This is a genomic window from Stenotrophomonas maltophilia, from assembly GCF_047782825.1.
Lineage (GTDB): Bacteria > Pseudomonadota > Gammaproteobacteria > Xanthomonadales > Xanthomonadaceae > Stenotrophomonas.
In genome coordinates this window covers 628,042-641,176 of sequence record NZ_CP180589.1, presented here as the reverse complement: position 1 = coordinate 641,176, position 13,135 = coordinate 628,042, and the positions used below count along the sequence as shown (strand labels likewise).

The window sequence follows — 13,135 nt, the reverse complement described above, 5'->3', positions numbered from 1 at the left end:
GCTCATCCTCCAATCGAGGCCAGGTGCGGGGTCAGCCCGGTCTGGCCCTGGTGCAATCCGTGCCCGGCCGCTTTCAGGCCAAGCTGGGTGGTGATACGTGCCAGCAGCGCGTCATGGTCATCGTCGCTCTGCAGCAACGGCCGCAGCGGCACGCCGAAATCGCCGAACAGGCACAGCCGCAGATCGCCCTGGGCGGTCACCCGCAGGCGGTTGCAGCCCTTGCAGAAATCACGCGAGTACGGCGCGATGATGCCCACCGTGCCGCGGTGCTGCGGGTGCCCGAACTCACGCGCCGGGCCGGCATCGGCCGCCCGCGGGCGCTCCTGCCAGCCAGCGGCCAGCAGCTGCTCGATCACTACATCGGCACGCAGGTGGTGGCGCTGGAAATAGGCTTCGTTGTCGCCGGTGCGCATCAGCTCGATGAAGCGCACGCTGAAAGGACGGTCACGCAGGTACTCCATCCACTGCGGCAGCTCATCGTCATTCATGCCGCGCAGCAGAACCGCGTTGAGTTTGATGGACGGCAGGCCCAGGGCCTGCGCCAGGGCCAGGCCCTGTTCGATTTCCGGCAGGCGGTCGTGCCCGGTGATGGCGTGGAAGCGCTCACGCTGCAGGCTGTCCATGCTCACGTTCAGCGCGGTCAGGCCGGCCCGGTGCCAGCCCGGCAGGCGCCGCGGCAGCAGCGTGCCATTGGTGGTGATGGCCACCTTGCGGACGCCCGGCACGCTGGCCACGGTGCCGATGATCTGTTCAAGGTCCTTGCGCAGGCTGGGTTCGCCACCGGTCAGGCGGATCTTGCTCATGCCCAGGGCGGCAAACGCTCGCACCAGCCGGGCAATCTCATCCACCTGCAGGAAACGCGGCCGCCCATCGGCCTGGTAACCGTCGGGCAGGCAGTAAGTGCAACGGAAGTTGCACGCTTCGGTCAGCGACAGGCGCAGATACGGAAAGCTGCGCCCGAATCCGTCGGTGAGTTGGCTCATGGCTGGTCCACCTTGTTGCTCCACCGTCTTGCCTATGCCCGGAATGGCCCGGATACCCTCGCCTGCTGGGACGGTTGCCAGACTACGCGGCGTGCCGTGCCTTGGGCATGACTTAAATCAATCGCCACCGGCCCGGTGACGCGGCCGTTATGGCAGCATGCGGCTTTCCGTGCAGCGGGCGTGTGACAACCCTCATGATGATGAACGATTTCCAGCAGCTTCTGCACGCCGCGACTGAACAGGGCGAGCCACAGCGCCTGTTGTTCGTGTTCGTGCGCGCCGATCTGCCCGAATCGCCCACCGGCGACCAGCGCGACCGGCATGACCGCCGCGAAGGCGGCACCCTGTCGCCCGTTCTGTGCGTGGACAAGCTGCCCAGCGAGGTGCCCAGCTTCCAGGCACTGGCCAGCGAATCGACCCATACCGGCATCGAGTGGGACCTGGTGTTCGTGGCCGCGATGGACGGGCGCGCGGGCTTTGCGCCCAACAGCGACGAAGCCGCCCGCCCGCTGCAGCTGATGGTCAATGCCATCCATGACGGCCAGATCGGCCGCTTCGCCGCCTTCGACCGCAGCGGCGAGCCGGTCCAGTTCTACTGAGCGGCGCTACTGCGCCACCAGCTGCAGGGTCAGGAAGAAGATCACCAGCACGGTGTTCAGCCCCCAGGCCACGGTCAGCCCACGCGCGGCCACGCCCAGGTTGGGGGTACGCGCGGTGGGCGCCGCCCGCCACACTGCCGGGATGATCCAGCCGGTATAGAGCAGCAGCACGGCAAACACCGCCAGCAGCAGCGTGGTGCGCTGGTTGGCCAGGGCCCACAGGGCCACTGCCCACAGGATGTTGCTGGGAATGACCCCCTGCAGCCAGAACACGCTCCACAGCCGGCTGCGGCCATGAGCTTCGGGCGCGGGATGGAGGGAAGCAGTTGCTGTCATAAGTCTCCCTACCGTTTAGGAAACATGCCTGGCAAGCCTGCGCCCCGTTGCTGGCGACGTCAACCGCCCGCCCCCGGCGTGCGCTGTTCGCCCACGCGCATCCTCCGGTAGAGTCCAGCAACCGCACCACCTCGCCCACCCACCAGGCCCCCACCATGCCCAGCACCCGCAACGGACTGCGAGCTACCCGCCTTCCTCCCGCACTCATCACCCTGCTTCTGCTCGCCGCCAGCGCGCACGTGCAGTCCCAACCCGCCGACATCGAAGCCCGCATCGCGCGGGTCGAACACGGCCTGTCCAGCCGCATCGTGGTCAAAGGCCAGCCCCGCGCGCACATGGACCTGGCCGAGCGCATGGCCTTCCACGATGTGCCTGCGGTCAGCATCGCCCTCATCAACAACCAGCGCATCGAATGGGCCCGCGCCTACGGCGTGCTCGAGCCCGGCAGCGACCGCGCAGCCACCCCGGACAGCCTGTTCCAGGCCGGTTCGGTCAGCAAGACCGTCGCCGCACTGGGCGCGCTGCGACTGGTCGAACAGGGCCGCCTGTCGCTGGATGCGCCGGCCAATTCACTGCTGAAGCACTGGAAGATCCCCGACAGCACGTTCACCGCACAGCAGCCGGTCACCCTGCGCGCGCTGCTCAACCACAGCGCCGGCATGAGCGTGCACGGCTTTTTCGGCTACGCGCAGGGCGAGCGCCTGCCCACCCTGCTGCAGATCCTCGATGGCGTTGCCCCGGCCAACTCCGACCCGATCCGCGTAGAGGCGACGCCCGGCAGCACCTGGACCTACTCCGGCGGCGGCTACACCGTGGTCCAGCAGATGATGGCCGACGCCGGCGCGGCGCCGTTCCCGCAACTCATGCAGCAACAGGTACTGGGGCCATTGCAGATGCGCGACAGCAGCTACGCCACCGACCTGGCGCCGGCCCTGCGCGCGCGTGCGGCCCACGCCCATCCCAGCGATGGGAGTCCCGTTGCGGGCGGCTGGCGTGTATACCCCGAAGCCGCTGCCGCCGGCCTGTGGACCACCGCCAGCGACCTGGCCAAGGTCGTGCTGGAGGTGCAGCAGGCCGGCCATGGCACAGCCGGCAAGGTGCTGAGCACCGCAATGGCCACGCAGATGCTGGCCCGCGTCAAGGGTGACTACGGCCTCGGGCTGTATGTCGAGCCCATCGGCAGCGGCAGCAGCTTCGCCCACACTGGCGGTACCCACGGCTTCCGCGCCCAGATCCAGGGCTACACCCACACCGGCCAGGGCATCGTGGTGCTGACCAACAGCGACGGAGGCGCCGCCCTGGTCGAGGAGATCCTGGTAAGCGTGGCCGCCGAGTATGGCTGGCCGGAATTCCAGATCGTCGAAAAGCCCGCACTGGCTGCCGATGCCGCGCTGAATGCCGAGGTGGCCGGTGATTACCTGCTGATGGACGCGCCGGCCCGTATCACCCGCGAAGGTGACCGCCTGTACTTCCAGTGCAACCTGTTCGGCGTACGGCCGATGGAGCTGTTCCGACAGTCCGGGCGCGAATACTTCATGACCGCCGAGGACATGACCATCGCCTTCCCTCCCGCAACGGCAGGCCGGGTGGCCGGCTTCGAACTGAAGCGCGGTGCCACCACCTATCCCGCGACCCGCAAGGAGTGACCGCCGATGCACCTGCTGCGTGGCCGTAGAGTCGAGCTTGCTCGACTGCAGCAAAGCAGTCGAGCAAGCTCGACTCTACGGCCACATCCGTCCTAGACCTGTCATCGCGCGGGGCTAGGATGGGCCATGAACATCCGCCTCTTCTGCTGCTCCATCGCTGCACTGTCCCTGATGGCCTGCAGCACGCCGTCGCCACACCGCCATGCCATTGCGCAGCCCTCGGCTGCGGTTCACTCCTCGCCGCGCCTGCTGCTGGTGTCCATCGACGGCCTGCGCGCCGACGCACTTGATCGCGGGCTGACGCCCAACATCCAGCGGATGATCGATGGCGGCGTGCGCGCCCGCTGGATGACACCGTCCTATCCGTCGGTGACCTTCCCCAACCACTACACCCTGGTCACCGGTCTGCGCCCCGGCCACCACGGCATCATCCACAACAGCATGCAGGACCCGCAGCTGGGCGGGTTCGAGATCAGCAGCCCGGCCGCCGTCACCGATGCGCGCTGGTGGGGCGGCGAGCCGATCTGGGTGAGCGCCGAAAAAGCCGGTGTGCGTACCGCGACCTGGTCGTGGCCCGGCAGCGAGGCCGCCATCCAGGGCATTCGTCCCAGCCAGTGGCAGGTCTACGACCGCAACATCGCGCTGGAAGACCGCGTGCAGACCGTGCTGGGCTGGCTGGCGCAGACTGGGCCACAGGCGCCGCGGCTGGCAACGCTGTACATGGAAAACGTGGACAAGGCCGGCCACACCTACGGACCGGCGTCGGCCGAGTACCGGCAGGCGATCCAGCGCGCCGATGCCATCGTCGGCCAGGTGCTGGCGGGCCTGGATGCGCGTGGCCTGGCCGACGATACCAATATCGTGCTGGTGTCCGACCACGGCATGGCCGAGCTGCCGGAGGGCAACGTGCTCGATACCGAACGCATGGTCGACCCGGCCATTGCCGTGGCGGCAAGCGTGGGCCAGCCAGTGGGTTTCCAGGCCAGGCCCGGGCGTGAACGCGAGGCCGAGCAGGCCCTGCTGGGTCGGCACGAGCACTACCAGTGCTGGCGACGCGGTGAGATGCCGGCCCGCTGGCAGTATGGCCAGCACCCACGCACGCCGCCCATCGTCTGCGAGATGGACGAAGGCTGGGACGCACTGACACCGGCCATGCTGGCCCGCCATGCGCATGCCTACCGTGGCACCCACGGCTACGACAACACGCTGCCGTCCATGCGCGCGGTGTTCGTGGCCACCGGGCCTTCGTTCGTAGCCGGCAGGACGCTTGAAGGGTTCGACAACGTGGATGTCTATCCGCTGCTGGCCCGGCTGTTGAAGGTGCCGGCTGCGGCCAACGACGGCAACCCGGCCACGTTCGATGCGGTGCTGCGCCCGGAGTGACCGGCACAGTTGTGCGCGCGGTGGCGCGTGGGTCGATGCCGGACGCGTACGTAGAGTCGAGCTTGCTCGACTGTTGCCGAGCGCAGTCGAGCAAGCTCGACTCTACGGCGGCGGTAAGGCAGTCGAGCAAGCTCGACGCTACAAGAGCGCTTGCAAGCCGGGCGCGGCCCGGCGACGATGCGGTTCGGTTTAGGGGAACCCTGCATGGAACTGCTGACGCTTGATCATTTCGCCCGCCACGTTGACCAGACCTTCTCGGCGGTCATCAACGACGGTGAGATCCCCTTCGTGCTGGTGGAAGCACGTGCGCTTGATCCTGCGCGGGTGCTGCCGGGCGCAGCGCGCACGCCGTTCTCGCTGCTGTTCCGCAACGCGTCGGCCTTCCTGTTTCCGCAGCAGACCTATCTGATGCGCCACGAAGACGTGGGCGAAGTCGGCATCTTCCTGGTACCCATCGCACGCGAACAGGCCGGCTTCCTCTACCAGGCGATCTTCAACTGATTCACGCCGGTGCCCAGCGCAGCAACAGGTGCGAGCGCTGGTCTTCCACCAGCATGAAGCCCAGGCGGTGGTAGAGACGCTGCGCCGCCGTGTTTTCCGCCTGCACATGCAGGGTCATGCCGCGCCCCTGTGCAGCGGCCAGGTCCTGGCTGTGGGCGATCAACGCTGCGGCCACGCCGTGGCCACGCTGCTGCGGGAACAGGCAGATATCGACGATCAGGTGATCCGGCGCATTGCGCTGCAGATAGTAGCGGCCCACGGGTTCACCATGGCGTTCGATCGCCAGGAAATCGGAATCACCGTAGTGCAGCTGATAATGCTGGTGCTGCAGCGCGAACTGGCTGTCCAGGAACGCGCGCTTGGCGGATTCCGGCCAGGGCACCGCCGCGAGCTCTTCGCTGCGGGTGCTGGCATACAGCGCCTGCAGCCATGGCAGGTCGCCATCGTGCAGCGGCCGCAGGCTGTAGCCGCGTTCGTGCAGACACGCGGGAATGCGCAGGCGGTCGTCGCGGCCCGCCGGAAACGAAGCAAGCCGCGACGGCGCCTGCATGTGCTCAGCCGAACGCGGGGAACACGCCCTGCAACGCGATGCAGAAGTTCGTCGCGAGGTAGGGCTGGCGGTTCTCGTGCGGCTGGCCACCGCCGGACGGACTGACCATGCTGGGGCTGAACTGCGTATTGGGCGTGGTGGTGGCCACGAACGGCGTGCCTGTCGTTGGAAGGCCCAGATAGTTGCCCGCTGCGGGCGTGCCCGAGCGCTTGGAAGCATCGTTCTGGTTGTAGATCGTCAGCGGATGGCTGTGCGACGGAAGTTCGGCCTGGCTGAGCGTCACCGTATTGCTGCCAAAGGCTTCGCCAAGGACGCGCGGGGTCAAGCCCGGACCCTGGCCCGGCGCGGTGGCGGCACGGTTGACGAAATTCGGCAGCTGGAACGTGGTCTGGCCGTTGCCGCCGTAGGAAGTGCCCAACAGCGAGTACAGGGCGGTGTTCTGCTGGATCGGCAGGGTCGTGCCGTCGCAGCTCGCCCAGCGATAGGGGGGAAAGTTGAAGCCGAACAGCTGGATTTCGCCGATGAAAGGTTCGGTCATGGTCGTATCCTGGAATCAGTTGGGTGCGGTGGGCGGGTCAGCCCTGCGACGGGAAGACGCCCGCCCACGCGATGCAGAACTGCACCGCCAGCGTGGGCATTTCGTTTTCATGCGGCTGGTTGCCGCCAGCGCTGACGATGGCACTGGGCGCCATGACCGCAGCGTTGGCACCGGTGATGTCAGTGACGTACATCGTATCGCCCGACAATGCTGCGGGTACGACGCCCGTCCCCACCGCACCGGTGGTCGCCAGCGCCGTGGTCGCCATCAGCGCCGGTGCGTGCTGGGGTAATTGGCTCTGCAACAGCGTGATGCTCTGGTTACCCGCCTTCTGCCCGATCACATAACTGCTCAACCCGGGACCGGTGCCTTGGTGGATCGGCACGCGCCCGCGCAGATCCGGCACGCCGAATGTGGAGACACCATCACCGCCATAGGTGGTGCCGATCAAGGCGTACAGCACTTCGTACTCGGCAATCGCCTTGAGCGTACCGTCACATGCAAACCAGCCGCTGGGCACGCGCGGGAAACCGAGCATCCGGATTTCTCCGACGTAAGGGGTGCTCATGAGAAACTCCTGTAGTGGATGCCAGCGCGTCAGTTGCGCGAGGGGTATATGCCAACCAGGGCGATCACGAAGTTGATCGTCGTGTAGGGCTGCACGTTGGGGTGTGCCTGGCCCCCGCCCCCGGGACCGACGCCGCCCAAGGGCACCAGCGGGCCGCTGGCCGCGCCGAAGATCGCACTGCCACTGGTGCCATACAGCCCGCCGGTGGGGTTGCGTACCGCGCCTGTGGTTGTTGTGCCGTTGACCACCGCGCTGTGGCTGGGAACCTCCGTGCTCAGCAGGGTCACGTTTTCTACCCCGGCGGCCTGGCCAACGGTGTAAGGCGATGGATTCCAGCTTCCATCCGCTGACGGGCCAGCACCCACCGGCGTACGCGAACGCAGATCGGGCAAGGCGAAATTGGTGGTGCCGTTGCCGCCGTACTGCGTACCCAGCAGAGAAAACAACGCCTGGTTCTGGGCGATGGCCAGCAACTGCCCGTTACAGAGCGCAAATCCCTTGGGCGCGAACGGAAACGCCGTGAGCATTATCTGCCCGATAAACACTTCGGTCATACCTTTTCCCCCGAAAGGTTGGTGGCGCGGACGTCATGTCCTGCGCCGACCTACTCTCGCTCACCCGCCACACGCCGTACAAGCAGTTTTTATTGTGCGGTCGCAACAATAAATTATTCCAGAACTGTGAAGCACTTCCCTTTTTGTAGTAAATCCTGCTTGAATGATAGGCAGCAGTTCGCAGAGGTGCGGTCCGGGGTTCAATCCGGCAACCGTGGACAGGGGGAAAGTCTCGCTGCATTGATCCGAAGGCCAGAGGCCTGCGGACGCATGCGGTGGCAACAGGGGCAGAACATGCATCATTCGTCAGCGCACAGCGCGGCGGCGCCGCGTGCGCCTTCGCGCGTTTTCTTGTCGTCCTTCCACGCCTGGCTGGCCATCGCCCTGATGTGCCTGGGAAGCCTCTGGCCACAGCTGGCGGTTGCCGCGCCCTCGACCTTCTGCCCGACGCTCAGCATGTCGGTTGCCCATAGCGGCTCGCAGACCATCAACATCAACCACTGCCACGGCGGCTTCGGCATTTCCGCCGATACGGCTGCAACGACCAATGGCACGCGCACGGTGGGCACACAGTCCGGCGCCAATCTGCCGCTGACCTATACGCACAACGGCAACAGCGCAACCAGCGACAGCTTCGTCATCCAGGACGACGCCGGCGGTGACATCACCGTAAACGTGACCATCGGTACGGCCTCGGCCATCACCCTGACCGCCACGCCCGCAGTCGCCCTCAGCGCGGGAACGCCCTTCAGCACCACCTTCAGCGCCAGCGGTGGCACCGGGCCCTACACCTACACCCTCGATGCCGGCCCCCTGCCGCCCGGGCTGAGCCTCAACGGCGATACCCTCAGCGGCACCCCCACCCAGCGCGGCGCCTACGCCTTCACCATCCGCGCCACCGACAGCGCTGCCGACAGCGGCGTGCGCGCCTTCAGCGGCAATGCAGGCAACCCGACCCTGGCCCTGAACGCGCCGACTGCGGCAGCGCAGGGACTGGCCTACACGTTCACCTTCGTTGCCAGCGGCGGCGTGCCCAACTACACCTACGCCCATGAAACCGCCAACGGCCCGCTGCCACCCGGCCTGAGCCTCAGCGGCGCAACCCTGAGCGGCACACCCTCTGCCCAGGGCAACTACACCTTCACCATCCGCGTGAGCGACAGCAGCAGTGGCACCGGCGTCTATGCCGAGCTGAAGACGGTCACCCTGCAGGTCGTTCCGCCGCCCACCATCGTGGTCGACCCCGCCACCATCGGCGGCGCGACCGTCGGCGCGGCCTACAGTCAGTCCTTCAGCGCAACCGGTGGCACCGCACCCTACGCCTTCAGCCTCAGCGCAGGCGCGCTGCCGGCGGGGTTGACGCTCAGCTCCACCGGCACACTGTCCGGCACGCCCACCGCCGCCGGCACCTTCAATTTCACCGTGCGTGCGGCCGACGCCAACAACTTCCCCGGTACGCGCGCGTACACGCTGGTCGTGGCCCCGCCAGTGATCGCGATCGCGCCGCTCACGCTGCCCAACGGCACGGTCGCAACCGCCTACAGCCAGACGGTAACCGCCAGCGGCGGCATCGCCCCCTACACGTTCGCAGTCACCGCGGGTGCGCTGCCGGCAGGCCTGTCCCTGTCCAGCGGGGGTGTCATCAGTGGCACGCCTACGGCCGGTGGCACGTTCAACTTCACCGTTACGGCAACGGGCAGCAGCACCGGTACCGGTGCGCCGCATACCGGCTCACGCGCCTATGGGTTCACCATCGCCCCGCCGACGATCAACCTGCCCGCCACCACCCTGGCCAACGGAACCCAGGGCGTGGTCTACAGCGCCTCGCTGAATGCGCCCAGTGGCGGCACGTCACCCTATACCTTTGCAATCACGGCCGGGGCCCTGCCAGCGGGCATCACGTTGAACACCGCAACAGGTGCGTTGGCGGGCACCCCCACCGCCGCGGGCACCTTCAACTTTGCCGTCACCGCTACTGACAGCAGTACCGGCAGCGGCCCGTACAACTCGGCGCCCCGCGGTTACACGCTGCAGATCGTCAATACACCGCCAGTGGCCAACCCGGTATCGGCCACGGTTGCCTACAACAGTGGTGCAAACCCGATCACGCTGAACATCACCGGTGGCGTGCCTGCCTCGGTCGCCATCGGCACCGCACCCGCCCACGGATCGGCCATCGCCAGTGGCGTGAACATCACCTATCAGCCCACTCCAGGCTACGCGGGGCCGGACAGCTTTACCTACACGGCCACCAACAGTGCCGGCACCTCCGCGCCGGCCACGGTGGCGGTCACGGTTTCCAATCCCGTCATCACCGTGGCGGCGAGCGGTCCGCTAACCGCCCAGGTCGGCGTTGCCTACACGCAGACCTTCACCTGGAACGGCGGCACTGGGCCCTTCACCGGCTTTGCCGTCACCGGCCTGCCCGCCGGGCTGAGCATCACCGGCAACAGCAACAACAGCGTGACCGTAAGTGGCACGCCCTCGTCTGCAGGCAGCTTCGCGCTCAATGCCAGCGCCACTGACAGCAGCACCGGCAACGGTCCGTTCACTGTCGGCCAAGCATTCACCTTGAGCGTCAGCGCGCCAACGCTGGGCATGACGCCAGCGGCAGGCACGCTGACGAAGACCTACGCCGTCAACAGCACCACCACCTACAGCGCCACCGGCGGAACCGCGCCGTACACCTACGCGGTCAGCGCAGGCGCACTGCCCGCAGGCTTGAGCCTGAGTTCCACCGGCGAACTCTCTGGCGCGCCCACCGTAACCGGCCTGTACACCTTCAGCGTGCGTGTCACCGACAGCAGCACCGGCGCCGGAGCCCCGTTTTCGCGAACGCAGAACTACGTGCTGCAGGTAGGCGCGCCAACGATCAGCATCGATACGACCAGCGTGGCCAACGGCACGGCTGGGGCGGCCTACAACGTCCAGCTGGACAGCAGTGGCGGTATCGCCCCCTATGCCTATGCGGTGGTCGCCGGCGCGCTGCCGGCGGGGATGAGCCTGAGCCCGGGCGGCGCGTTGTCCGGTGTTCCGCGCGTGGCCGGCACCTTCCCCTTCACCGTGCAGGCCACCGACGCCAATGGGCAGATCGGGGCACGCCCCTACTCGCTCACCATCGCAGCAGCCACCGTGGTCATCACGCCCAGCGCCCTGCCCGGCGGCGTAGTGGCTTCGGCCTACAACCAGAGCCTGAGCAGCAGCGGCGGCATCGCGCCGTACGCCTATGCACTCGCCTCCGGTGCCCTGCCCACCGGCGTCGGCCTCAGTTCGGCCGGCGTGATCAGCGGTACGCCCACCACCGCCGGCAGCTACAGCTTCCAGGTGCGCTCCACCGATGATGCCGGCTTCAACACCACCCAGAGCTACACCGTCGCCATCACCGATGCGGCGCCCGTGGCAACCGATGACACCGCGAACACGCTGGCCCAGCAGCCGGTGACCATCGCAGTCACCGGCAACGACAGCGGTGTGATCACCTCGGTTGCAGTGGCCAGCGCACCCGCGCACGGCACCGCCACCGTCAATGGCCTGGGCGTGGTCTACACGCCTGCCGGCAACTACTTCGGCAACGACAGCTTCACCTACACGGTGACCGGCCCGGGCGGCACCTCCGCCCCGGCCACGGTCACGGTGACGGTGGCGGCACTGCCGGTGCCGGTCGGTCAGCCGCGCGCTGCCATCACCACCCTGGCCGGGCAACCGGTCACCATCGACGCCACGGCCGGCGCCAGTGGCGGCCCGTTCACCGGCGTCACCCTGGTGACCGCTGCGGCGTCGGGTACCACCATGGTGAATGGCACCAGCCTCGTCTACACCCCGCTGGCCACCACCTCCGGCGTGCAGACCATCGTCTACACCCTCAACAACGCCTATGGCCCATCGGCGCCGATCACCGCAGCCATCACGGTCAATGCCGTGCCGGTGGCGGTCTCGCGCCGGGTCAGCGCCAATGCCGGCGTCCCGGCCGACGTGGAGCTGACCACCGGCGCCACCGGCGGCCCGTTCACTGCCGCGGTGCTGGTGTCGTTGGCACCGGCCAACGCCGGCACCGCCACCATCACCCCGTCGGGCAGCGGTGCCAGCGCCGGCTATCGCCTGACCTTCACCCCGGCGGCGACGTTTGCCGGCACGGCCACGGCCACCTTCACCCTGGCCAATGCATTCACCACCTCGGCACCGGCCACCATCGACTTCGATGTGATCGGCCGACCCGACCCGACCCAGGACGCCGAAGTGATGGGCCTGCTGGGTGCGCAGACCGCCACCACCCGCCGCTTCGCCACCACCCAGATCGGCAACTTCCAGCGGCGCATGGAAGGCATGCACGGCGGCGGCAACGGCAAGCGCTTCGAGAACGGCCTGAGCTTCAGCGTCGACCGCCGCTGCCAGGACGAGTCGCGGCGGATGCCCGGTGGCGATTGCCGCCAGGTGACGGCCATGGACGAGTCCGCAGCCGGGGATGACCTGTTGGTGGCCGGGGCCGCTGCGGGCGCTGCCCGCCGGGGTGACGGCGATGGCGGCAGCCTGACCCTGTGGACCGGCGGTTCGATCAGCAGCGGCGACCGTGACGGGCGTGCCGGCAGCGCCGGCTTCGACTTCCAGACCAGCGGCATCAGCGCTGGCGCGGATACCCGGCTGAGCCCGGCCTTCGCCATCGGTGCCGGCGTCGGCTACGGCCGCGACACCACCGATGTGGGCCGCAACGACACCCGCAGCCACGGCGAAAGCTACACCCTGGCGATGTACGGCAGTTACCACCCGGGCGAGCACTTCTTCGTTGATGGCCTGCTGGGCTACCAGCTGCTGTCCTTCGACTCTCGCCGCCATGTCACCGCCAATGGCGCGATGGTGCGCGGCGACCGTGATGGCAAGCAGTGGATCGCCTCGCTGTCGATGGGCGGCGACTTCCGCCGCGACCGCCTGGCGATGAGTCCGTACGCGCGCCTGGATCTGGCCCGCGCCAGCCTGGACGGCTACACCGAACGCGGCGATGAAATCCATGCGCTGCGCTACCAGGACCAGGATGTGGATACCACCACCGCCAGCCTGGGCCTGCGCATGGACTACCGCGTGCCGGTCAGCATCGGCACGTTTACCCCGCAGATGCGCCTGGAGTACCAGCACGATTTCCAGGGTGACAGCACGGTGACCATGAACTACGCCGACCTGCCGGGTGGGCCGTTCTACCGCAGCCAGATCGACGGCCTGAAGAACAACCGGTTCGTGTTCGGCCTGGGTGCGGTGCTGCAGACCGAGCGTGATTTCAGCCTGCGCGTGGAATACCGCGGCCTGTTCGGCAGCTCCGCCGACAGCGACCACGGCGTGCAGTTGAACCTGGAAAAGAAGTACTGATCGAACGGGGGCGCGGCAACGCGCCCTGCGTTCCAGCCACGGCGGTGCGGCTCCAATCGGGGCTGCACCGCTGCACTACCGGGCCGGCAGCATTACGCTGCATCAACACCCGCCCACCGATC

Annotated in this window: 11 protein-coding genes; 5 read left to right on the top strand and 6 right to left on the bottom strand. The window is 67.6% G+C overall.

The window, feature by feature from the left end; genetic code table 11:
• Nucleotides 1–2 precede the first annotated feature (2 nt).
• On the bottom strand, nt 3–983 hold the full coding sequence (gene moaA, locus ACM2ZB_RS02970) for a GTP 3',8-cyclase MoaA (protein ID WP_416057363.1): 981 nt from the start codon (nt 981–983) through the stop codon (nt 3–5).
• Between the two features lie 194 nt (nt 984–1,177).
• On the opposite strand from moaA, the gene ACM2ZB_RS02965 reads away from it, so the two are divergent.
• Nucleotides 1,178–1,582, top strand: coding sequence for a ribonucleotide reductase subunit alpha (locus ACM2ZB_RS02965; RefSeq protein WP_416058609.1), 405 nt, complete (start codon nt 1,178–1,180; stop codon nt 1,580–1,582).
• 6 nt (nt 1,583–1,588) lie between these two features.
• Here the strand turns inward: ACM2ZB_RS02965 and ACM2ZB_RS02960 are convergent, their stop codons facing one another.
• Complete coding sequence (locus ACM2ZB_RS02960) at nt 1,589–1,918, bottom strand: hypothetical protein (RefSeq protein WP_313435793.1); 330 nt, start codon at nt 1,916–1,918, stop codon at nt 1,589–1,591.
• Between the two features lie 155 nt (nt 1,919–2,073).
• Here ACM2ZB_RS02960 and ACM2ZB_RS02955 point away from each other — a divergent pair, with 155 nt between their 5' ends.
• The 3 genes from ACM2ZB_RS02955 (at nt 2,074) to ACM2ZB_RS02945 (ending at nt 5,448) form a co-directional block, all read left to right on the top strand.
• A complete protein-coding gene (locus ACM2ZB_RS02955) occupies nt 2,074–3,564 on the top strand; it encodes a serine hydrolase domain-containing protein (RefSeq protein WP_416057362.1) in 1,491 nt (496 codons plus the stop codon).
• Between the two features lie 126 nt (nt 3,565–3,690).
• A complete protein-coding gene (locus tag ACM2ZB_RS02950; RefSeq protein ID WP_416057361.1) occupies nt 3,691–4,947 on the top strand; it encodes an ectonucleotide pyrophosphatase/phosphodiesterase in 1,257 nt (418 codons plus the stop codon).
• A gap of 204 nt (nt 4,948–5,151) precedes the next feature.
• Complete coding sequence (locus ACM2ZB_RS02945; RefSeq protein WP_313435787.1) at nt 5,152–5,448, top strand: DUF6916 family protein; 297 nt, start codon at nt 5,152–5,154, stop codon at nt 5,446–5,448.
• A gap of 1 nt (nt 5,449) precedes the next feature.
• On the opposite strand, the gene ACM2ZB_RS02940 is transcribed toward ACM2ZB_RS02945, so the two are convergent.
• Genes ACM2ZB_RS02940 through ACM2ZB_RS02925 form a run of 4 tightly spaced genes read right to left on the bottom strand, consistent with a single transcriptional unit; the run spans nt 5,450 to nt 7,658 of the window.
• Nucleotides 5,450–5,998 carry a GNAT family N-acetyltransferase gene (locus tag ACM2ZB_RS02940; RefSeq protein ID WP_416057360.1) on the bottom strand — a complete coding sequence of 183 codons (549 nt, stop codon included), beginning with the start codon at nt 5,996–5,998 and terminating at the stop codon, nt 5,450–5,452.
• 4 nt (nt 5,999–6,002) lie between these two features.
• Nucleotides 6,003–6,536: a phage tail protein gene (locus ACM2ZB_RS02935; RefSeq protein WP_416057359.1), complete on the bottom strand. Its 534-nt coding sequence runs from the start codon at nt 6,534–6,536 to the stop codon at nt 6,003–6,005.
• A gap of 37 nt (nt 6,537–6,573) precedes the next feature.
• The gene (locus ACM2ZB_RS02930; RefSeq protein WP_416057358.1) at nt 6,574–7,104 is read right to left on the bottom strand and encodes a phage tail protein; all 531 of its coding nucleotides are present in this window, start codon (nt 7,102–7,104) and stop codon (nt 6,574–6,576) included.
• A gap of 29 nt (nt 7,105–7,133) precedes the next feature.
• Nucleotides 7,134–7,658, bottom strand: coding sequence for a phage tail protein (locus tag ACM2ZB_RS02925; RefSeq protein ID WP_416057357.1), 525 nt, complete (start codon nt 7,656–7,658; stop codon nt 7,134–7,136).
• 456 nt (nt 7,659–8,114) lie between these two features.
• Here ACM2ZB_RS02925 and ACM2ZB_RS02920 point away from each other — a divergent pair, with 456 nt between their 5' ends.
• The gene (locus ACM2ZB_RS02920) at nt 8,115–13,013 is read left to right on the top strand and encodes a putative Ig domain-containing protein (protein WP_416057356.1); all 4,899 of its coding nucleotides are present in this window, start codon (nt 8,115–8,117) and stop codon (nt 13,011–13,013) included.
• The last annotated feature ends 122 nt before the right edge of the window (nt 13,014–13,135 follow it).

What these genes read in the sequence shown, in the direction of transcription:
- ACM2ZB_RS02945 (WP_313435787.1), top strand. Translation starts at nt 5,152, where the DNA reads ATGGAACTGCTGACGCTTGATCATTTCGCCCGCCACGTTGACCAGACC.
- ACM2ZB_RS02930 (WP_416057358.1), bottom strand. Translation starts at nt 7,104, where the DNA reads ATGAGCACCCCTTACGTCGGAGAAATCCGGATGCTCGGTTTCCCGCGC.
- ACM2ZB_RS02920 (WP_416057356.1), top strand. Translation starts at nt 8,115, where the DNA reads ATGTCGGTTGCCCATAGCGGCTCGCAGACCATCAACATCAACCACTGC.
- ACM2ZB_RS02935 (WP_416057359.1), bottom strand. Translation starts at nt 6,536, where the DNA reads ATGACCGAACCTTTCATCGGCGAAATCCAGCTGTTCGGCTTCAACTTT.
- ACM2ZB_RS02950 (WP_416057361.1), top strand. Translation starts at nt 3,691, where the DNA reads ATGAACATCCGCCTCTTCTGCTGCTCCATCGCTGCACTGTCCCTGATG.
- ACM2ZB_RS02965 (WP_416058609.1), top strand. Translation starts at nt 1,178, where the DNA reads ATGATGATGAACGATTTCCAGCAGCTTCTGCACGCCGCGACTGAACAG.
- moaA (WP_416057363.1), bottom strand. Translation starts at nt 983, where the DNA reads ATGAGCCAACTCACCGACGGATTCGGGCGCAGCTTTCCGTATCTGCGC.
- ACM2ZB_RS02940 (WP_416057360.1), bottom strand. Translation starts at nt 5,998, where the DNA reads ATGCAGGCGCCGTCGCGGCTTGCTTCGTTTCCGGCGGGCCGCGACGAC.
- ACM2ZB_RS02925 (WP_416057357.1), bottom strand. Translation starts at nt 7,658, where the DNA reads ATGACCGAAGTGTTTATCGGGCAGATAATGCTCACGGCGTTTCCGTTC.
- ACM2ZB_RS02955 (WP_416057362.1), top strand. Translation starts at nt 2,074, where the DNA reads ATGCCCAGCACCCGCAACGGACTGCGAGCTACCCGCCTTCCTCCCGCA.
- ACM2ZB_RS02960 (WP_313435793.1), bottom strand. Translation starts at nt 1,918, where the DNA reads ATGACAGCAACTGCTTCCCTCCATCCCGCGCCCGAAGCTCATGGCCGC.